Below are 19,295 nucleotides of genomic sequence, written 5' to 3' on the forward strand. Positions count from 1 at the left end.
ACCTAATCTGCCATGGCGGTGGCGAAGCGCGTGATGTGCCCGGCCAGTGCGTCCGGCTGGTCCTCGGACACGAAGGTGTAGGAGTCCGGTACCTCGGCGATCTCCGCGTCCGGCAGGATTTCCGCGAGACGGTGCGCGAGGCTGATCGGGAACAGCTTTTCCTCGGGCGGCCACACCAGCAGCACCGGGTGCTTGAACTGGCGCAGCTTTTCGGCCGCGGCGAGGGTGTGGCTGGAGTCGACGGTGCGCAGGAATTTGCGCAGGTCTCGCCGCACGCCAGGAGACTTCCGCAGTTTGCCCAGGTACTCCTCCGCGATGTCGGGCGGCAGCGGATACTTAGTGACCCAGCCGAACAGCAGCGGCAGCCGGTACAGCGCCTTGATCCGCAGCAGCTGGCCGAGCACCGCCATCGAGCCCGGGACGCGCGCGATCGACGGCAGCGGCTGGAAGATCGGCGGGAAGAAGTACTCGAAGCTGTCCGACGGCGTCAGCACGACTCGGCTGACCCGTTCCGGATACCGCGCGAGCAGCAGTTGCGTGATGGCGCCGCCGGTGTCGTTGGCGACCAGGATGACGTCCTCCAGGTCGAGCGCGGTGAGGAAGTCGCCCAGCAGGGTGGCGAGGCCGGTGGCGCTGAGGTCGGCGTCCGAGCGCATCGGGACCGAGTGCGCGCCGAGCGGCAGATCCGGGGACAGGCAACGGAATCCGGCGTCCGCGACGGCGGGGGCGACCTTGCGCCACAGCAGTGCGTTGGTGAGCACGCCGTGCACGAAGACGACCGGCCGGCCGCGTCCGCGTTCGAAGTACCGGATCTCGCCTTGCGGGAGGTTGACGTGCCGGGCAGTGCCGAGTTCTTCGTGGGTAGTCATAGGGCGAAGATACATACATGCAGTCTGTATGTAAATTACCTCTGAGGTAATGCCGGACCGGTTCGCGGCCGGGAGCTACCGCGGTCCGAGCCGCCGGGTGATGCGGTCGAAGAGATCGTCGAGGGGTTCGCGGACGTCCTCGCCGAACTCGGTCAGGCCGTAGGTGACCTGGGGCGGGGTGGTCGGCTCGACGCGGCGCCAGACGAGGCCGTCCTCGACCAGGGCGCGCAGGGACTGGGCGAGCATCTTTTCGCTGATCCCCTCGATGCTCTCGCGCAGTTCGTAGAACCGGAGTTCCTTGTCCCGCAACGAGATCAGGATCCAGACGCCCCACCTGCTGGTCACGTGGCCGAGCACGGTGCGAGCGGGGCAGTCGGTGTGAAACACCTCATACCGCGGCTCGGGGACGGCCGGGGTGAACTGCGCGCTTCCTGTCACGTATCGAGCTTACCGAAAGGTATGTGCTTACGAAGAGTAAGCGCTGCGGTCTAGCTTCGGATGCACATCGAAAAAGGAGCTGCACATGATCGTGGTGACCGGGGCTACCGGAAACATCGGCCGTCCGCTGGTGCGGGCGCTGGCCGAGGCGGGCGAGCAGGTGACGGCGGTGTCGCGAAACGCCGCGGAGGTGCCGGACGGCGTACGGCACGTGGTGGCCGATCTGGCTGATCCGGCCAGTCTCGAACCCGCGCTGACCGGGGCGAAGGCGCTGTTCCTGTTGCTGTCCGGCGATTTGCACGCGGTCGGCGCCAATCCGGCCGACCTCATCGCGAAGGCCGCCGACGCCGGAGTGCGCCGGGTCGTCCTGCTGTCCACCTTGGGAGTGGCGACCAGGCCGTTCGGCACGACGCGGATCGCCATGCGCGCGCTGGAGGACGCGCTGCGCGAGTCCGGCCTGGACTGGGCCATCCTGCGGCCGGGCGGGTTCGACTCCAACGCGCTGTGGTGGGCGGAATCCGTCCGCACGCAGGGGACGGTCGCCGCGCCGTTCGGGGACACCGGGGTGCCGATCGTCGATCCGGCGGACATCGCGGAGGTCGCGGCGGCGTGCCTGGTGGACGACCGGCACGTCGGCGGCGTGTACGAGCTGACCGGGCCGGAGGTGATCACGCCGCGGCAGCAAACCGCGGCGCTGGCCGCCGCACTGGGCGAGCCGGTGCGGTTCCACGAGCTGACCCGCGCCGAGGCCAAGGCGGGCATGACCCAGAGCATGCCGGGCGAACTCGCCGACGACACCCTGGACATCCTCAGCTCGCCGACGCCGGCTGAGCTGCGGGTGAGCCCGGACGTCGAGCGGGTTCTCGGCCGTCCGCCGCGGTCCTTCGCCGATTGGGCGGCGCGCAATATCGCCGCGTTCCGCTGAGCTTTCTTACTCGGCCGGAGCGCAGCGCGAGCACAGCCCGGACACCGTCTCTTCGGCTGATTCCGTTGGCGCGCCGGCGATTGCCTCCAGCCGGCCGCATTGGCCGCACAGCAGATGCCGGTGGTCGAAGCCGGAAAGTTCGTAGCGCTGCGCGACGCCGACGTGGTCGAAGCGGTGGACGAGACCGGCGGTGACGCCGGTGGCCAGCACGTCGTGGACCGCCCTGGTGGACGCCATCGGCAGCCGTTCGCGGACCGGCGGCAGCAGCTCCGCGACGGTCACGTGCGGGTTTTCGGCCAGCACTTCCAGCACGACCTGCCGGGCGGTGGTCACGCGCAGGCCGGCGCGCCGGAGCCGGACACCGGCGTCGGCGCTGGACGGGGTAGGTGCGGAGGTCGTGAGCACGCCTCCTTTGTAGTCCGAAAAGTTGATCCAGTCAAATGTAAGAACGGGTCAACTCTAGGACTGTGAGCCACTGCACGACAGAATTGATCCGGTCAAGTCTGCGGGTACCATCCGGGCCATGGACGAGTTCGGGGCGCGCCTGCGCGACAAGGGCCTGCGCAACACGCCGCAGCGGCGTGCGGTGCTGGCCGCGGTCGCGCGGACCCCGCACGTCACGGCCGCGGAGATCGCGACGGTGCTCGACGCCGACGGGGCCGTCGGCGCGTTGTCCAGGCAGGGCCTTTACAACGTGCTCGAGGACCTCGTCGGCGCCCGGCTGCTGCGCCCGCTCGAACCGGCTGGCTCGCCCGCGCGGTTCGAACTCGAAACCCACGACAACCACCACCACCTGGTCTGCCGCGGCTGCGGGCGGATCCAGGACGTGCCGTGCGCGGTCGGCGCCGCGCCGTGTCTTGAGCCTGGGCCGGTGGCCGGGTTTCGGGTGGATCAGGCGGAGGTCACGTGGTGGGGGATGTGCGAGGGGTGCGAGGCCAAGGGGTCGTGAGTGGCAATCCCGGTTCTAACCGGGATAAACACTCACGAGCTAACGCAGCGCTTCCTGCAACGCCGACAGCCCAACCGGCCCCACCGCCAGCGCTTCGCGATGCCACTGGCGCAGCGTGAACCCAGGCTTGGCGGCGGCCTCGGCCCGCGCCTGAAGCCACGCGCGTTCGCCGATCTTGTACGAGATCGCCTGGCCCGGCCAGCCGAGGTAGCGCACGATTTCGGCGTGCACGCGGTGCTGCGCGGCCAGCCCCCGCTCGTGCAGGAACCGGCACGCGGTGTCGAAGTCCCAGCGGGAACCGTCCGGCAGCGGCAGGTCGAGGTGCGAGCCGAGGTCGATCACGACGCGCGCGGCCCGCAGCGCGGAGCCGGCGAGCATGCCGAGCCGGGTGCCGCGCTCGGAGAACCAGCCCAGTTCGTCGGCGAGGCGCTCGGCGTACAGCGCCCAGCCTTCCGCGTGACCGCTCGACGAATGCACGCGCGCGTACCGGCTGACCGAGTCCCCGGCCAGGCTGGCGACGCCGATCTGCAGATGATGTCCGGGAACGCCTTCGTGGAACACTGTCGTCAGCTCGGACCAGGTCGCGAAGCGCTCTCGGCCGCCGAGCGGCCACCACGTGCGGCCAGGACGGGTGCCGTCCTCGGCGGGCCCGGTGTAGTACGGCGAACCGGACGCGGAGCCGTACGCGAGCGTGACGTCCAAGGCGCGCAACGGTTCCGGGATGTCGAAGTGCTCACTCGCGGCGTCCAGCGCACGGTCGTGCGCCGCGCGTAGCCAGTCCAAATAGGACTGTTCGCCGAGCACCGCGCATTCGTCGTCGAGCCGCGCGAGCACTTCCGGCACGCTCGCGCCGGGCTGGATTTTCGCGACCTCCGCGGCGATTTCCGTTTCGATGCGCTGAAGTTCCGCCCAGCCCCATTCGTACGCCTCGGCGAGGTCGATGTCCGCACCGAGGGACAGCCGCGCGGCGACGGCGTAACGCTCCGCGCCGACACCGTCGGTTTCGGTGGCGTGCGGGGCGTAGTCCTCGCGCAGGAACCGGGCAAGGGACGCGTAACCGCGGTGGGCGGTATCGGCGGCGGCGCGCAGCTCGTCGGCCTGCGGTCCGTCGCCGTACTCCTCGACGAGTGCATTGTGGACACCGACGTACCGGTCGGCCTGCGCCGCCGTCTCCAGCGCCTGCCGCCGGGCCGCGCGCAGGCCGCGGTCGAGGCCGTCTTGGAGCGTCTTCTGCCAGCCGTCGAGCATCGTCTCGACGCCGGCCATCCGGACCGCGACGACGTGCCAGCCGTCGGCGTCGCCGCGCGGCAGCAGCCGGATCGAATCGGCGAGGATGTTCAGCGTGCCGAAATGGGCCTGGACCTGGCGGAACGGCTCGTCCAGCTCGTGCCAGGCCAGTTCGGCTTCGAGGCTGTCCCGCAGATGTGCGGCCGCGATCCGGTCCGTGCGCGATTCGGCGGTCAGCGTCGAGAGCGTGGCCAGGGTGCGCCGGGCCAGGTCGGCGCGGGCCGCGAAGCCGTCCGGGGTGAAGTCGGTGAGCGCGGTCGCGTCGGTGGTCACGCCGTCGAGGGTCGCGGCGATCGGGTCGAGCGCCGCCTCGGCGGTGACGTGGTCGGCGGACAGCTGGAAGATCGGGGTCACGCCGCCACGTTAGCCGGGAGGCTCGGCCCGAATATAGAGACGTTAGCGGGGTGCGAACGCTGGTATATAGAGAATGCCCGCGCCGGTGGTCCGGCGCGGGCATCCGTGGGAAAAAGCTCAGTCGGTGCCGGATTCCATCGCGGCGCGGTCGAGCAGTTCGACGTCGTCGGCCCGGCCGCGGGACGCGATCGTCTCGGCCCCGCCCTCGGGCATCGCGCCGATCAGGCCGGTCGCGGCCGCCTGCGCGGCGCCGATCAGCTTCGGGTGCGAGGTGCCGCCGACCATGCCGAGGCTCGCGTACTGCTCCAGCTTGGCGCGCGAGTCGGCGATGTCGAGGTTCCGCATGGTCAGCTGGCCGATCCGGTCGACCGGGCCGAACGCGGAGTCCTCGGTGCGCTCCATCGACAGCTTGTCCGGGTGGTAGCTGAACGCCGGGCCGGACGTGTCGAGGATCGAGTAGTCCTCGCCGCGCCGCAGCCGCAGCGTGACCTCGCCGGTGATCGCGGTGCCGACCCAGCGCTGCAGCGATTCGCGCAGCATCATCGCCTGCGGGTCGAGCCAGCGGCCCTCGTACATCAGCCTGCCGAGGCGGCGGCCTTCGTTGTGGTAGCTGGCGATGGTGTCCTCGTTGTGCACCGCGTTGACCAGCCGCTCGTACGCCGCGTGCAGCAGCGCCATGCCCGGGGCCTCGTAGATGCCGCGGCTCTTCGCCTCGATGATCCGGTTCTCGATCTGGTCGGACATGCCGAGGCCGTGCCGCCCGCCGATCGCGTTGGCCTCGAGCACCAGCTCGACCGCGGTGCCGAACTCCTTGCCGTTGATGCTCACCGGGCGGCCCTGCTCGAAGCCGATCGTGACGTCCTCGGGCGCGATCTCGACCGCCGGGTCCCAGAACCGCACGCCCATGATCGGCTCGACGATCTCGATGCCGGTGTCGAGGTGCTCCAGCGACTTCGCCTCGTGCGTGGCGCCCCAGATGTTGGCGTCGGTGGAGTAGGCCTTCTCGGTGCTGTCGCGGTAGGGCAGGTCGTGCGCCTGCAGCCACTCGGACATCTCCTTGCGGCCGCCGAGCTCGCCGACGAACGCCGCGTCGAGCCACGGCTTGTAGATCCGCAGCCCGGGGTTGGCCAGCAGGCCGTAGCGGTAGAACCGCTCGATGTCGTTGCCCTTGTAGGTGGAGCCGTCGCCCCAGATCTGGACGTCGTCCTCCAGCATCGCGCGCACCAGCAGGGTGCCGGTGACCGCGCGGCCGAGCGGGGTGGTGTTGAAGTAGGCCCGGCCGCCGGTGCGGATGTGGAACGCGCCGCAGGTCAGCGCGGCGAGCCCCTCCTCGACGAGGGCTTCCTTGCAGTCGACCAGCCGCGCGAGTTCCGCCCCGTAGGCGTGCGCGCGGCCGGGGACGGACGCGATGTCGGGTTCGTCGTACTGGCCGATGTCGGCGGTGTAGGTGCACGGAACCGCACCCTTGTCGCGCATCCACGCCACCGCCACGGACGTGTCGAGGCCGCCGGAGAACGCGATGCCGACCCGCTCGCCGACGGGAAGGGAAGTGAGCACCTTGGACATAGGAATGATTATGCACGACTATGTATGAACGTGCATCCCCGGGTGGTGTGAACTCGCTCTCCCGGCTTCTGTATGCGGGTCGGAGGGGGCTAGGTAGAGTTAGAGTATGACGGCACCGAAGATGACGCTTCCGACGCAGCTCGTGCTGTATGTGCTCATGGCGGAGCCGGACCGGGAGAGGTACGGCCTGGAGATCTGCTCGGAGGCGGGCCTCGCGAGCGGAACGATTCACCCGATTCTTGCCCGGCTGGAGGGGTGCGGCTGGCTGCGCAGCCGGTGGGAGGAGATCGATCCGGCGGTTGAAGGGCGTCCGCGCCGGCGGTACTACCAGCTTGATCCGAATTCGATCGGTCTTGTCCGGGCGGCTTTGCATCGTTCGGCGGCGTCGGCGGGGGCGCTCAGGCAGTTGCGGCCAGATCTTCTGGGCGGTGCGCAGTGACGAAGCCCGGGAACTTCCAGGTGCCGAAGTGGCCGGATCGGGATCCGGACGTAGAAGTGCATCTGATCGATCCAATCCCGGACCGCTACTCTCGTGGCGTCAACGGCATCAGGAAACCCGATCCGACATTGGGCCGCCACCAGTCGGATATCGTGGCCACAAAGCACGTCGGGCCGCAACATCGGGCTGTCGGACCGCTGCGCGAGCCTCCGGTGGGAGGTGTCCGCGCTAAGTCTCCTCGTTGGGTGACAAAGTCGGCGGCGGCGTTCCTGCCGTCCGCGGACCGGCTCAGGTATGAGGAGATCTTCTTTTCTGAACTGGATGACCTGGCGAGATCCGGTACGTCGACGTCCGCGCAAGTACTGCACTCGCTGCGGGTGCTGGTTCGTGTTCCCAGCCTCCGGCGCGCGTTGCGGGCGAGCCGGAACGGACGTGGGTGAACGATGGAGCGTCGGTCGTCCAGCAATGCTCTGAGGCACCAAAACTGGCTGATCCATCTGGTCTCAGACGACCGGCGGACCCGAAATGCCATGAAGCTCGGTCGTCTCGTCGTCGTCGCGGGACTGCTGACGTGTGTGGTTCTCGGGGCAGTGCTGGTGACGATCGCGCTTGTCGCCCCAGTTGCGATTGCTGGGCTCTTTGGCTCTCTGATGGTCGCGATGCGCCCGTGGCGTCGTCGGCGCAGATGAACTCCCGGCTCAGTACGTGCGCCCCTTCCACCCGGCCCGGCGGCGAGCCGAGTCGAGTGTCATCAGCGTGTACAGCGCCGCGGTGAACGGCAGCAGCAGTCCCGCGACCAGCGGCTGCCGGTAATACCGCGCGACCGGCACGAACGTCGCCGCCATCACCACCCACGCCGCGGCGGCTGGCCACGCGCCGGTCAGGGCGAACGCCGGCGGGGCGAGGAACACGGCGATCATGCCGACCACCGTCCCGGCCAGCAGCAGCGGCGAATGCCGGAGCTGGGTGTAGGCGCTGCGGGCCACCATCTGCCAAAGGTCCGCGAGCCGCGGGTACGGCCGGACGCTCCGGACCTTCGACGCGTAACCCAGCCAAATCCGGCCGCCCGCACCCGCGACCGCGCGGGCGAGCGCGACGTCGTCGATGAGTGCGCCGCGGATCGCCGCGATGCCTCCGGCGCGTTCGAGCGTTTCGCGGCGGACGAGGACGCAACCGCCGGCTGCGGCGGCCGTGCGCCAGCGGGCGGAGTTCACGCGGCGGAAGGGGTAGAGCATCGCGAAGAAGTAGACGAAAGCGGGCACGATCAGCCGTTCCCAGAAGGTTTCGGTGCGCAGAACGGCCATTTGGGACACCATGTCCCGGTCGCTGGACGCGGCGACGAGGGTTTCCAGCGAGTCTGGGTCGTGCGCGATGTCGGCGTCGGTGAGGAGCAGGAGGTCGGCGTCGCCTGCCTCGCGGACGCCGTGTGCGACGGCCCAGAGCTTGCCGGTCCAGCCGTCCGGTGGTTCGCCGGGGCTCGTGACGGTGAGCGGGAGTCCATGGGGGACAGTCAGCGAGCGGGCGACCTCGGCGGTGCCGTCGCTGCTGCCGTCGTCGACGAGGATGACTCGCGCGTCGCCCGGATAGCGCTGCCGGAGCAGGGTGGGCAGGGTGTCCGGCAGGAGGTCGGCCTCGTCGCGGGCGGGGACGACGATGGCGACCGAGGGCCAGCTGTCCGGCGGGATCAGCTTGGGCAGGCGCTGGTCGGTGCGCCAGAACCAGCTGTGGCACAACGCGAGTCCGGTCCACACCGTCAGCGTCGCCCACGCGAGGACCGTGCTCATGCGCGGAGTGTAGTGACTGGAAGCAAACTGACAGGTCGCTCCCAGCGGGTTCATAGAAACGCGGCTGAGACTGGGTGTTCCCACCACCGGAGAGGACCCCGGCATGGACCCGCTCATCAGGAGACGGCAAGAGGAACGGGCGCGCGTCCGGCACCGGACCGCGTTCGTCACCGCGGTCGCGGCGGTGCTCGGAGTCGCGGCGGCCGGCGGTATCGGATACGGGCTGACGGCCGCTTCGTCCACCGAATCGGGCACCTCCCAGGACCAGTTGCAGGCGCCGGCGGACGATCCCGGCTCCGGTTCCGGCCACGCGCACACCGGATCGGGCGCGTCGTGACCGGGCCGTATTCGGCGGCGTTTCCCGCGCTGGGCACGACGGCGCGGGTGCTCGTCACCGAAGAGGCGGCGCTCGGCCCGGCGACCGCGCTGCTCCGTACGCGACTGTCCGAATTGGATCGGGCAGCCAGCCGTTTCCGGACTGATTCGGAGATTTCGGCCCTCCACCGTGCCGCGGGCCGGGAGGTGGAAGTGAGCCCGCTGCTGGCCGACGTGCTGTCGGCGGCGTTGCGGGCCGCGTGGCTGAGCGGCGGCCTGGTCGACCCGACGGTTGGCGGGTCGATGGCGGCGCTCGGCTACGACCGGGACTTCGCCGAGATCACCGACGGACCCGCCGCGGTGCCAGTCCCCGCGCCAGGCTCGCATTGGGTGCTGTTCGAACCGGCCCGGCGAATCGTCGTGCTGCCGCGCGGCGTGACGCTGGACCTGGGTGCGACCGCCAAAGCCCTTGCCGCAGACCAAACCGCCGCCGAAATCGCCCGGCGCGCCGGTTGTGGAGTCTTGGTGAACCTCGGCGGCGACCTGGCTGCCGCGGGACCGCCTCCGGCAGGCGGCTGGCAAGTCGCGATCAGCGACGACCACACCGACGCGGTAGCCCACGCGGACATCACGATCACGCTGACCAGCGGCGGCCTGGCGACCTCCGGCGTTGCCCGGCGGACTTGGCGCCGCGGCGGCCGCGTGGTGCACCACATCGTCGACCCGCGGACGGGCGAATCAGCGGACCCGTGCTGGCGGACGGTTTCGGTGGCGGCACAGTCCTGTGTGGACGCCAACACGGCGAGCACCGCGTCGATCGTGCTGGGTGTGGCGGCGCTGGATTGGCTCGGGTCACGGGGATTGCCCGCCCGGCTGGTGAGTTCGCGCGGCGCGGTCCGGACGACGGCGGGCTGGCCGGGAGATCGCCGGGAGCGTGTGTCGTGAGTTCCGCGCTCTGGTATTCCAGCCGTGCCGCCGGAATCGTCGCGCTGGTGTTCTCGACCGCGGTGGTGGTGCTCGGATTCCTCAACTTCGCGCGATTCTCGACCCGGCGGTGGCCCCGTTTCGCCCTCGCGGACCTGCACCGGAATCTCGCCCTGGCCAGTCTCGCCTTTTTGGCCGCACACATCGTCTTCGCGGTCGTCGACGGATATGTGGACCTCGGCTGGCTAGCCGTCGTCATTCCGTTCGTCTCGGGATACGAGCCCTTCTGGATCGGAATCGGTGCGGTAGCGGTGGATTTGCTGCTCGCCATCGTCGTGACCAGCCTGCTGCGGACCCGCATGCCGCCTCGGTGTTGGCGCGCAGTGCACTGGCTCGCCTACCTGTGCTGGCCCGTCGCACTCGCACACAGCGTCGGTCTCGTCGCATCCGACAAGGCGCGTCCGCTGCTTATCGCACTCGACATCGCGTGTCTCCTCGCTGTTCTGGCCGCCGCGAGCGTGCGGTTCTCCAGCACTAGCCCGGACGCCGCGCTTAGGAGGTGACTCGTGCTTCCCCTTTACCGGCAAGACTTTTCTGCCCACCTGTCTGTCCACGGAAGACTCCCCGCGCTGCACCGTGCCGCGCTGATCCACGAGATCGACGCCGCCGGTATCCGCGGCCGAGGCGGAGCCGGTTTCCCCGCCGCGGTGAAACTGCGCTCTGTCGCACCGGGACGGTCCATTGTGGTCGCGAACGGTTGCGAGAGCGACCCGTTCAGCAGCAAAGATCGTGCGCTACTAGAGCTTGCCCCGCACCTGGTCCTGGACGGAATCCAAGTCGCCGCTCAGGCTGTCGGCGCGACCGAGGCATTCCTTTGTCTCCACGACAGAACCCGAAGTGTTCAGGCGGCTCTAGCGGAACGCCGAGACGCCACCCCGGTCAAACTGATCACAGTCCCACCCCGATACGTCGCCAGCGAAGAAACCGCCCTGGTGCGTTTCCTAGCCACCGGCGATGCCCGCCCGACCGGCAAATCCCCACGCCCAACCGAACGCGGCCTGCGCGGCCGTCCGACACTAGTGCAGAATGTCGAAACCCTGGCCCACTTCGCGCTCGTCGCCCGAACCGGCGCGGACCGCTATCGCGCTACTGATCTAGTCACCGTCACCGGCGCCGTAACCCGCCCCGGTGTCTTAGAGGTTCCCGCCGACACCCCGATCGCCACGATCCTCGCCCGCGCCGGCGGATCCGTTGCCGCACAAGCAGTCCTGATCGGCGGCTACGGCGGCACCTGGATGCCGCGCTCGCTGGCCGACCCGCTGCCGCTCGGACGGGAACCGGGCCTGTCGTCGCTGTATCTGCTCCCGGAACCGAGCTGCGGCATCGAGCTGACCGCGAACGTCCTTTCCGGACTGGCCGCCGAATCGGCCCGCCAATGTGGACCGTGCATGTTCGGACTTCCCGCCATCGCCGCCGATTTCGCCGACCTGCTGACCGGCCGCGACTCAACCGGCCGACTGGCCCGCCGCCTCCCGCTCCTCAGCGGACGGGGCGCGTGCGCCCACCCGGACGGCGCGGTCCGCCTAGCCGCAAGCGCCCTGCGAGTCTTCGCGGCCGACGTCCGAGCCCACCTGACCTCCGGCTCGTGCCGAGCCCGGGCAGGTGTGGCATGAACCGCCTGACGGTCGACCCGATCGCTTGCCGTGCACACGGTTTGTGCGCGGAGATCCTGCCGGAGCTGATCACTGTGGACGAATGGGGTTACCCGGTAGTACGCGGGGAAACGGTGCCGGAGACGCTGCTGGCGGAAGCCCGACGGGCGGCTGCGGCTTGTCCGGCGCTGGCGTTGCGATTACGGAAAACGTTGTAATTGCAACGCCAGCGCCGGATTCAGTGGCTATTCAGCACCGCCACCAATCCTTGACGGCCTGCAGCGCCATGAGTGCCAACGGCGTGAAGGTGATCAAGAATGACGCCAGGGGGGACAAGTGGATCTCCTTGCATGAATCATGAGTATCTTTCGTGCGCTGCGCAACATGGATATCGTTGCGATCGGGCTGTCATGATTCCTGCGTGATCGAGACCCGGGGTGATCTACCCTGAGTGCCTGTCTGCAGGTGATAACAGCCCTCAGCTGGGTGAGATAATGCCGCACGGGTGATCGGCCTGACTAGGGCCTCCTGAATGCGTCACCCTTTCGGGGTGGCTGTCCTCCGAGGGGCTGGCATGGCCACGGTGCTCTCTCCGTCCCTGGCCTGCGGAATCGCATGTGGACTCCGGGCCATCGCCAGCCGGTCCTCGACCCGATCAGCCTTGGCATCCTTGCCGCGGCCCCGGTAAAAGGCCGCGGCGCGACTCCACGCGTCGACAGCGTCTTCGCGATTCCCTCGCGAGTACAGGATCTCGGCGAACGCTTCCAACGCCCGAGCCTGACCAGTCGCGTTGTGCGCCCGCTCGGCCAGTTCGACCGCTTCCTGCGACAACCGCAACGCGGCCCGATCATCGCGCTCGGCCGCGGCGAGCCGGGCTTGCACGGTGCGCAGCCGCATCGTGGCGGTGAGATCGCCGGCGATCTGGGCTTGCGCCAGCTGGCAATGCCGGTGTGCGACGGCGAACTGTTCCTCTCTGAGATGGAGTTCGGCGAGTGTCGTGTAGGTCGTGGCTTGTCCGGCGGTGTCGCCAGTCAGCGCACGCAGGTGGAGCGCGCGATGGTAGTGCGGCAGCGCCTTTTCGTACTGGTCGAGGTCAGCGAGAGTCTCGCCGAGATACTGCTCTGCTTTCGCCTCGCGGACCAGGTCGCGGTTGCACTGCGCGTGGGTGATGCAGCGGCGGAAGAGTGTGATCGCTTTGGCGGGGCAGCCGGTGTGACGGTAGAGCTGGGCGAAGTTGATGTTTATTGTCAACACCCCAATGGGCGATCCGTCGGCAGTGGCGAGTTCCAGCGCCTGCGTCAGGGCTTGCTCGGCTGTTTTGTGGTTGCTGAGCGTGAGGTTGAGTTCGCCGAGATCGTTCAGGGTCGACGCTTCCGCGTGCGGATCCTTGTTTGCCCTCGCTGCCCGTGCCGCGATAGCGAATCCGGTGCTCATTTCGTCGTAAAAACCATACTTGTCAAGGGTATCTGCAATGAGATGGGGCAGCATGCAGGCTATTTCGAAATGACGTTGCTCCAGGGCCAGAGCGGTGAGCGCGACGATATTTGTTCGCTCGCGCAAGAACCATTGCGTCGCGGCGTCTGGTGTCTTGAACTCGGTCGGGCGGATGCCGGGTTCCGGATCCGGTCGCGGCGGGCGGTCGCGGTGCGGGTGCGCCATCCGGTGCGCGTGGTGCGCGGTGCAGTAGTAATGCGACAGCAAGCGCCGCAACGGCCGCGAGTCGTGGTCTTGATCGCTCAGCGTCTGGGCGTACCGATGGAAAATGGAGACAATCCGGTAGCGGTCCGTGTCGCCTGGCCGGTCGATCAAGTGCAAAGCGACCAGGGTTTCGAGCGCCCGCCGGGTTTCCGCTGTGGGACGCCCGGCGGCGGACAGCAGGGTGTCGACGTGGATTTCCGCGCCGGGATGGTGGCCGAAGAGCCGGAAAACAGCCTGGCTCGGTGGTTCGAGCATGCGATAGGACGAGGAGAATACGGCGCGCAGGCTTTGGTCGTCGCCGTCGTCGCCGATGCTCAGGAGCATCTCCGGATCTCGCAGTTGGTCGAGCATCGTGCCGAGGCTCAGCCCCGGCTGGCGCGCGGCACTCTCAGCGATCAGGGTGAGCGCGAGCGGCAAGCCGTCGCAGAGATGCGCGATTCGGCGTGCTGCGTCGGGTTCCCGTTCTCCTCGGCCGCGCAGACGCCGGACGAACAACTCCAGCGAGTCGTGGTCGTCGAGGCGCTCCAGACTGAGTTCAGCGAGTTCGTGCCGTCGGACCAGCGCACTGAGGCGGCGGCGCGAGGTGACGATCACCGAGCAGGCGGACAGCACGTTCAGCAACTGGTCGACATGGTCGGAGTTCTCCGCGTCGTCGAGGATCACCAGCACGGAGCGGTCGGTCAGCTGCTGGTGCAGCACCGCGGCCCTGGCTGCCGTGTCCACCACGTGGTCGACTGGGTAGCCGAGGTCTTGGAGGAGGCGGTCGACGATGTCGGACGGTTCGAGCCGCGGCGCCGGGCCGAAGCCGTGCAGGTCGAGGTAGATCGTCCCGTCAGGGAACCAGTTCGCGGCCCGGTGCGCCCAGTGGACCGCGAGGCTTGTCTTCCCGATGCCGGGCGGGCCGCTGAGCACGACGGCGGGCGAGCGGGCCGGCGAGTCCGGCCGGAGCCACCGGTCCAGCGTGTCCAGTGCGCGGGTGCGGCTGATGAACCCGCGGAGGTCGCGGGGGAGCGGATGGGACGGCGGCGCGGCCCGGTGCGCCGGGGCGGTGGGCAGGGCAGCGGCGGGAGGGTTTTCGTAGCTGTCCCGGACCTCGTCGTGGAAGGCGCGCAGCACAGCCGCGGCGGTGTCGTCCGCGGCGTCGTGGAATCGCCGATGCGCGTCGAGGTAGTGGGCCAGTGCCTGCTCGGACTGCCCGAGCGCGTAGTAGATCTGGATCTGGAGTTTGACGAAAGCCAGGCGGCTGGCGTGCTCGGGGGCCAGTTCTTGCATCCGTCCTGCGGCCTCGTCGGGACGGCCGAGCGCGAGCAATTGACTTGTCAGGATTTCTCGCGCGGGAAGCAACATGGATTTTATGTTGTCCTCGCGCCAATTGTCCGCGCGTTCGGTGCGAAGGCCTGCCAGTGGTTCGTCGCGCCATAGGGAAAGGGCGGACAAGGCTGATTCGTGCGCCGTTTCATGATCGCCGGAACTCGCTGCGGCGTGTGCTTTCCGCATTGCTTTGCGAAAGACGTCGACGTCCACGCGATCGCCGTCGAGGTCGAGCAGATAGCCGTCGCCGGACCGGGCGACCGAGGCGGGCACATCTGCTTCGGCGAGGGCAGGACGCAGCCGGTGGACTGCCTTGTACAGGGCTTCTTGCGGATTGCCGGGCAGATCGTCGTCCCAGAGCCAGGAGATCAGGGCGTCGTCGGAAAAGCGTTGACCCGGCCGAGTGAGCAGGATTCCGAGAATATTCCGGGTTTGCCGCCGTCCCCACTGCTCATTCATCTTCCCGTGCATCCGCATCGCTGTCTGCCCGAGAATTCCGTAGGCGAAGTCCATTCGACGCCCCTCCCTCGTCGACTGCCCAGTTTCGCATTGATCCGGTGAATCGGCGACCGCTTTGGAGATAACGATCATCCGGGGAATTGTCTTGTCCGGTTTCGGTCCGCTTTGTGTCCAGCGGCGGGAAGTCCCCGGTCAGGACCGCGCCGCAGCCTCGGTTCGTCGGTTTCCGGACGGAGGGGATGAAGATGGCGCACGAGGTGTGGGTACGCGGTCCGATCGGTCTCGACGCCGCGTCGCGGGTGACGCGGCCGGGCTGCCGGACCGTGCTGGCGGTCGTTCCGACCGTGCAGGCGGGGACGCGGCTGGTCGAGCTGATCTCGCTGCTCGAACGGGATCTGCGGGTGCAGGTGATGTTCACCGTGCCGCACAGCACCGACCGGTGGGCCGGGGTCGAAGAGTACGTGCGGGCACAGCACGGGCTGATACTGCCCTGGGAGCAGGCGGTGGCGCACCGGTTTGACCTTGTTCTCGCGGCCAGCCACCGGCATCTCGACCAGGTGCGTGGGCCGCTGATGCTGATCGAGCACGGGGTCGGGCGAGTCCGGCCACGCCGGTTCAGCCGCAAGGCGGGCGGGGCGACGGTCGAAACGACCGGACTGGACCGCGAGCTGATCACCTTCCGGGGGCGGGTGCTTCCGGCGGTGCTGGGCCTCGCCACCGAAGCGGAGGTCGACCTGCTGCGGGAGCGGTGCCCGGAGGCGGTGCCCGCGGCGGTCGTGGCCGGTGACCTCTGTCTTGACGGGATGTGGGCGGGTAGCGGGCAGCGGGAGCGCTACCGCCGGGCGCTGGGTGTCGGTTCGAGACGGCTGGTGGTGTTGAGTTCGACCTGGTTCACTGACTCGGCGTTCGGCCGTGTCCCGAAGATGTACGAAGCGGTCGTGAATGCGCTGCCGAGAGACTGTTACGCGGTGGCGGCCGTGCTGCATCCGAACATCTGGGCGGTGCACGGACGGCGGCAGATCACCGCCTGGCTAGGCGGGTGCCGCGGGCTGCGAGTGCTCCCGCCCGAGCAGGGATGGCAGGCGACGATGATTGCGGCTGACTGGGTGATCGGCGACCACGGCTCGACCACGGGCTACGCGGCGGCCATGGGGAGGCCGGTGACACTCGCGTCGCTGCCGGACGGACACCCGCGGCCCGGCAGCGTCGCGGACATCGTGCGAGCACGCACGAAGCCATGGGACGCGGACCAGCCCCTCGAAGCGCAGGAGGAAGCCGCGATCACCGCTGCCCCGCGGCTCGCCGCGGAGGTGCTGCCTGCCGTCAGTTCGCGGATCGACTGCTCGGCGGGGATTTTGCGGTCGGCGATGTACCAGATGCTGGAGCTGTCCGAACCGAGCGCACCGGCCTATCCACCGTTGCCGGCGACGCCCCGGCCGCTGCCCGGGTGGGACGCGTGACCCCCGGCAGCGCGTGCGTCCGGCTCGCGTTGCCCGGGTGTCGCTCAATGCAGCTGCTGGTCGCCGACGTCGACCGGGCCGGGCCACGGCGTTCGGCCACTGCGGACGTCGTGGTCCGTCGCGGCGCTCGGGCCGCGACGGCCAGCGAGGCCGACGAGCTGAGAGCGGAGTGGCCGGGGGCTATCGCCGCGGCGGTGTGCTGGCCGGGCGGAGTGGCGTGGTCAGTGCGGCGGCTCGGCGGAATCCCCGCTGAGGCCGCGGGCCTCGTCGAGATGGCGCTGGGCGCTTGCCTCGTCGCCGTGTCCGCTTTCGAGGTCGGCGAGCGCGGTGAGGACCTCGGCCTGGAAATGCGGTGACCGCAGGCGTTCGACCTCTTCGAGCGCCCGCAGGAGTTCGGCGCGCGCCCGGCGGTAATCGCCCCGCCGGGCGTGGATCGCTGCGAGCGGGATGACCGCGCGTGCATGCTGACCGGCATCGTCCGCCTCCGCCATGATGGCGGCAGCTTCAGTGAGCTCCCGCACCGCTTCCTCTTCCCGCCCGAGTTTGATCAGCAGTTCCCCACGACGGCGCCGGGCCATGCCGACGCCGCGCGGAAGCCCGATTTCGGCGTGCTTCTCCGCGCTGCGCTCGTACAGGGCCAGCGCGCCTTCGAGGTCGCCACGGCCTCGTGCGTCTCTTGCGATCCGCGACAGCGCTGTGGCCTGCGTCGGACCGTGCTGTTCCCGGTCGCCGATCTCGAGTGCCGCGGTGTGGTGGGCAGCAGCCTTCTCGAACTGTTTCAGCCGGTCATAGACGTAGCCGACCTGACTGTGCAACCGAGCTTCGGCCAACGGCTGTGCGCACCGCCGAGCTGCCTCGATCCCGGCCGTGCACAGTTCGAGGAAGGATTCGTAATCCCGGTGGTGCAAGAAAAATCCCCACGACGCTTCGGCGAGCTGCCACAGTTCCTCGTCCCAGCCGTGGGCCAAGGCGGCTTCCGCGACGGCGTTGATGACGCGCCGTTCCCGTCGCCACCAGCTCACCGCGTGATCGCGGTCGGCGAAAGAATCCGTCGCCGCAACTGTTTCTGATGCGAAGTTCGGCCGAAAGGGGTGGATGAGTGCGCTCGCGGTGACGGTCTGGTCGCGGTACCAGCGGGTGTAGCGGTGGACGAGATAGTGCCGATCGGCCTCGGCGTCCTGGCGTTCCGCGCGGACGCGGGCATCGTGGCGGACGACGTCGTGCTGTGCCACGGTTTCGTCCTCCAGTTCGTGGAGGAGATTGGCTTCGATCAGTTCGTCGAGGGCATCGTCCAAGTAGGCGGGCGAACTCTGCAGGGTGTCGGCGAGCGCGTCGACCGCGTGGTGCGGGCCGGGCAGGATGCCGCAGGTCCGGTAGAGCCGGGCCGCCGAATCGTCGAGTGCGGCGTAGGCGGCGTCGAAAACCTTTGCCAGACCGGTAAAACCGCCGAAGTGCCGAGCACGTCCGCGGCGAGCTTCCTGGTGTGGGTTGCGTCTCGGCCGGACGCGCAGCCTCGCTCCGGTGATGGCGAGCGCCAGCGGGAGACCGGCGCACGCGGTCAGGAGGTTTTCCGCGTCCTCCTGGCTGATCTGCCGCTGGCCGGAACGGAGGACGAGCACTTCGCGGGATGGTCTTTCCGGAAGCGGGCTGAGCGGCAGTATTTCCGCGCCGTCCAGCGCGAGGCTGGTCAGCTGGGACCGGCTGGTGACGAGCACGAACGCGTTCGCGCTGGACGGCAGCACGGCGCGGGCGTCGGCGCTGTGCACGACGTCGTCGAGCAGCACGGCGAACCGGCGATCCGCTGTCACCGCACGGAATTCGGCGGCCCGCTGGGCGAGCGAGTCGGGGATTTCGTCGACGGGAATGCCCAGTGCGGCAAGGAAACCGTGCAGAATTCCGCTCGCGGATTCTGAGGTCTCGGTGCCCTCGGCGGAAAACCTCGCGCAGAGGATGCCGTCGGGGAACCGGGCGCGGTGGGTGTGCAGCCAGTGCAGGGCGAGCGCCGTTTTGCCGATCCCGCCGACGCCGGTGAGCACGACGACGGACGGGGCTGGGTCGGAGCGGAGCCGGATTTCGTCCAGCCGGGTCAGTTCCGCGGCGCGGCCGAGCAGCACGGTCGGTGCGGGCGGAAGCTGGACCGGTGCGCGCACCGGTCTGTCTGACATCGCTGACCCTGGCCGCGTTTCACTCATTCCACACCCCCGATTATTCCTCCCTACCTGTTCCAGCCGGTAAAAGAAACCTGAACGAGTCAGGAATCACCCATCTCGATGTGATGATCAGTGACGCGGGGTGTCGTCGGGCTTGCGCCGATCGAGAGCGTTCTGGCCGCCATGCGGGCGGATGGCCACTTTTTCCCGCAGCAGCAAACGACGGATAGTGCCGTAGGACGCCTGATGCGCGTCCGCGATGCTCTGAATAGTCGACCCCGACTCGTACTCGCGGACTATCCTCGGCACGTCGAGTTCGCGGCGCACGCCTTGACGGATCTCCGGCAGTACCGCGCCTTCCTGGCGCAGCAGCCGTCCGGTCCAGCTCAGGGACAGCCCGTGTTCCCTGGCGATCTCGGTGATCGACGCGCCCGCCCGCCAGGATTCGAGCATCCGGCGATTCCGTTCGACCCGATTCGTGCTTGCCTCGTCCGGCGTGTCCATACAAGCGCTCCCGCTGGTGGGCGTGCTCGTGCTTGACCCTCCATTATCAGGCTGGCGGGCAGGGAATGTGAACCTACGAACGGGGTGCATGAGCGGGGAGATTGTTTGTCGGCAAGTGCGTACGCAAGTGCACCCACGGCGGATTGAATGGTCAGCACCGCGAGCTGGTGACTCAGGGATACGCGCTGCTCTCCCCGATCGAGGGAAAAAT

General features: G+C 68.8%; 18 protein-coding genes. 9 read left to right on the top strand and 9 right to left on the bottom strand.

All coding sequences use genetic code 11. The annotated features are described in order from the left end of the window. Positions 1–2: 2 nt before the first annotated feature. The gene (locus ACFSVL_RS44500) at positions 3–869 is read right to left on the bottom strand and encodes an alpha/beta fold hydrolase (RefSeq protein ID WP_378313874.1); all 867 of its coding nucleotides are present in this window, start codon (positions 867–869) and stop codon (positions 3–5) included. Between the two features lie 75 nt (positions 870–944). Then, positions 945–1,307, bottom strand: coding sequence for a winged helix-turn-helix transcriptional regulator (locus ACFSVL_RS44505; RefSeq protein WP_378313876.1), 363 nt, complete (start codon positions 1,305–1,307; stop codon positions 945–947). Positions 1,308–1,392: 85 nt separating this feature from the next. Here ACFSVL_RS44505 and ACFSVL_RS44510 point away from each other — a divergent pair, with 85 nt between their 5' ends. Next, entirely contained in the window at positions 1,393–2,232 is an 840-nt protein-coding gene (locus tag ACFSVL_RS44510; protein WP_378313878.1) for an SDR family oxidoreductase, read from the top strand. A 6-nt stretch (positions 2,233–2,238) separates the two neighbouring features. Here the strand turns inward: ACFSVL_RS44510 and ACFSVL_RS44515 are convergent, their stop codons facing one another. Then, positions 2,239–2,637 carry a Fur family transcriptional regulator gene (locus ACFSVL_RS44515; RefSeq protein ID WP_378313880.1) on the bottom strand — a complete coding sequence of 133 codons (399 nt, stop codon included), beginning with the start codon at positions 2,635–2,637 and terminating at the stop codon, positions 2,239–2,241. A gap of 118 nt (positions 2,638–2,755) precedes the next feature. On the opposite strand from ACFSVL_RS44515, the gene ACFSVL_RS44520 reads away from it, so the two are divergent. Further along, positions 2,756–3,181: a Fur family transcriptional regulator gene (locus ACFSVL_RS44520; RefSeq protein ID WP_378313881.1), complete on the top strand. Its 426-nt coding sequence runs from the start codon at positions 2,756–2,758 to the stop codon at positions 3,179–3,181. 39 nt (positions 3,182–3,220) lie between these two features. Here the strand turns inward: ACFSVL_RS44520 and ACFSVL_RS44525 are convergent, their stop codons facing one another. Next, a complete protein-coding gene (locus ACFSVL_RS44525) occupies positions 3,221–4,822 on the bottom strand; it encodes a DUF885 domain-containing protein (protein ID WP_378313882.1) in 1,602 nt (533 codons plus the stop codon). A gap of 117 nt (positions 4,823–4,939) precedes the next feature. Beyond that, positions 4,940–6,388 (bottom strand): argininosuccinate synthase, encoded by a 1,449-nt coding sequence (gene argG / locus ACFSVL_RS44530; RefSeq protein WP_344272209.1) that lies wholly within the window; start codon positions 6,386–6,388, stop codon positions 4,940–4,942. A 106-nt stretch (positions 6,389–6,494) separates the two neighbouring features. Between argG and ACFSVL_RS44535 the strand changes: the two genes are divergently transcribed. Beyond that, complete coding sequence (locus tag ACFSVL_RS44535) at positions 6,495–6,827, top strand: PadR family transcriptional regulator (RefSeq protein ID WP_378313885.1); 333 nt, start codon at positions 6,495–6,497, stop codon at positions 6,825–6,827. 698 nt (positions 6,828–7,525) lie between these two features. On the opposite strand, the gene ACFSVL_RS44540 is transcribed toward ACFSVL_RS44535, so the two are convergent. Then, positions 7,526–8,611: a glycosyltransferase gene (locus tag ACFSVL_RS44540; protein ID WP_378313887.1), complete on the bottom strand. Its 1,086-nt coding sequence runs from the start codon at positions 8,609–8,611 to the stop codon at positions 7,526–7,528. A gap of 103 nt (positions 8,612–8,714) precedes the next feature. On the opposite strand from ACFSVL_RS44540, the gene ACFSVL_RS44545 reads away from it, so the two are divergent. From ACFSVL_RS44545 to ACFSVL_RS44565, 5 genes are read left to right on the top strand one after another with little or no spacing between them, the layout of a single operon-like run. Further along, positions 8,715–8,948, top strand: coding sequence for a hypothetical protein (locus tag ACFSVL_RS44545; RefSeq protein WP_378313889.1), 234 nt, complete (start codon positions 8,715–8,717; stop codon positions 8,946–8,948). Continuing rightward, on the top strand, positions 8,945–9,871 hold the full coding sequence (locus tag ACFSVL_RS44550) for an FAD:protein FMN transferase (RefSeq protein ID WP_378313891.1): 927 nt from the start codon (positions 8,945–8,947) through the stop codon (positions 9,869–9,871). Before ACFSVL_RS44545 ends, ACFSVL_RS44550 begins: the two co-directional genes overlap by 4 nt. Further along, complete coding sequence (locus tag ACFSVL_RS44555) at positions 9,868–10,413, top strand: ferric reductase-like transmembrane domain-containing protein (RefSeq protein WP_378313893.1); 546 nt, start codon at positions 9,868–9,870, stop codon at positions 10,411–10,413. Before ACFSVL_RS44550 ends, ACFSVL_RS44555 begins: the two co-directional genes overlap by 4 nt. A 3-nt stretch (positions 10,414–10,416) precedes the next feature. Next, positions 10,417–11,523, top strand: coding sequence for an NADH-ubiquinone oxidoreductase-F iron-sulfur binding region domain-containing protein (locus ACFSVL_RS44560; RefSeq protein WP_378313894.1), 1,107 nt, complete (start codon positions 10,417–10,419; stop codon positions 11,521–11,523). After that, the gene (locus ACFSVL_RS44565) at positions 11,520–11,720 is read left to right on the top strand and encodes a ferredoxin (RefSeq protein WP_378313897.1); all 201 of its coding nucleotides are present in this window, start codon (positions 11,520–11,522) and stop codon (positions 11,718–11,720) included. Before ACFSVL_RS44560 ends, ACFSVL_RS44565 begins: the two co-directional genes overlap by 4 nt. Before the next feature lie 319 nt (positions 11,721–12,039). Here ACFSVL_RS44565 and ACFSVL_RS44570 read toward each other — a convergent pair whose 3' ends face one another. Continuing rightward, the gene (locus tag ACFSVL_RS44570; RefSeq protein WP_378313899.1) at positions 12,040–15,024 is read right to left on the bottom strand and encodes a BTAD domain-containing putative transcriptional regulator; all 2,985 of its coding nucleotides are present in this window, start codon (positions 15,022–15,024) and stop codon (positions 12,040–12,042) included. 191 nt (positions 15,025–15,215) lie between these two features. On the opposite strand from ACFSVL_RS44570, the gene ACFSVL_RS44575 reads away from it, so the two are divergent. Continuing rightward, positions 15,216–16,430: a hypothetical protein gene (locus ACFSVL_RS44575; RefSeq protein WP_378313901.1), complete on the top strand. Its 1,215-nt coding sequence runs from the start codon at positions 15,216–15,218 to the stop codon at positions 16,428–16,430. Positions 16,431–16,651: 221 nt separating this feature from the next. Here the strand turns inward: ACFSVL_RS44575 and ACFSVL_RS44580 are convergent, their stop codons facing one another. Together ACFSVL_RS44580 and ACFSVL_RS44585 are read right to left on the bottom strand one after the other, a co-directional pair. Continuing rightward, a complete protein-coding gene (locus tag ACFSVL_RS44580) occupies positions 16,652–18,595 on the bottom strand; it encodes a tetratricopeptide repeat protein (RefSeq protein ID WP_378313903.1) in 1,944 nt (647 codons plus the stop codon). A 114-nt stretch (positions 18,596–18,709) separates the two neighbouring features. Next, positions 18,710–19,084 carry a helix-turn-helix domain-containing protein gene (locus ACFSVL_RS44585; RefSeq protein ID WP_378313905.1) on the bottom strand — a complete coding sequence of 125 codons (375 nt, stop codon included), beginning with the start codon at positions 19,082–19,084 and terminating at the stop codon, positions 18,710–18,712. Between the last annotated feature and the right edge of the window lie 211 nt (positions 19,085–19,295).

Source organism: Amycolatopsis silviterrae, assembly GCF_042684085.1.
In the GTDB taxonomy this organism is placed as follows: domain Bacteria; phylum Actinomycetota; class Actinomycetes; order Mycobacteriales; family Pseudonocardiaceae; genus Amycolatopsis; species Amycolatopsis silviterrae.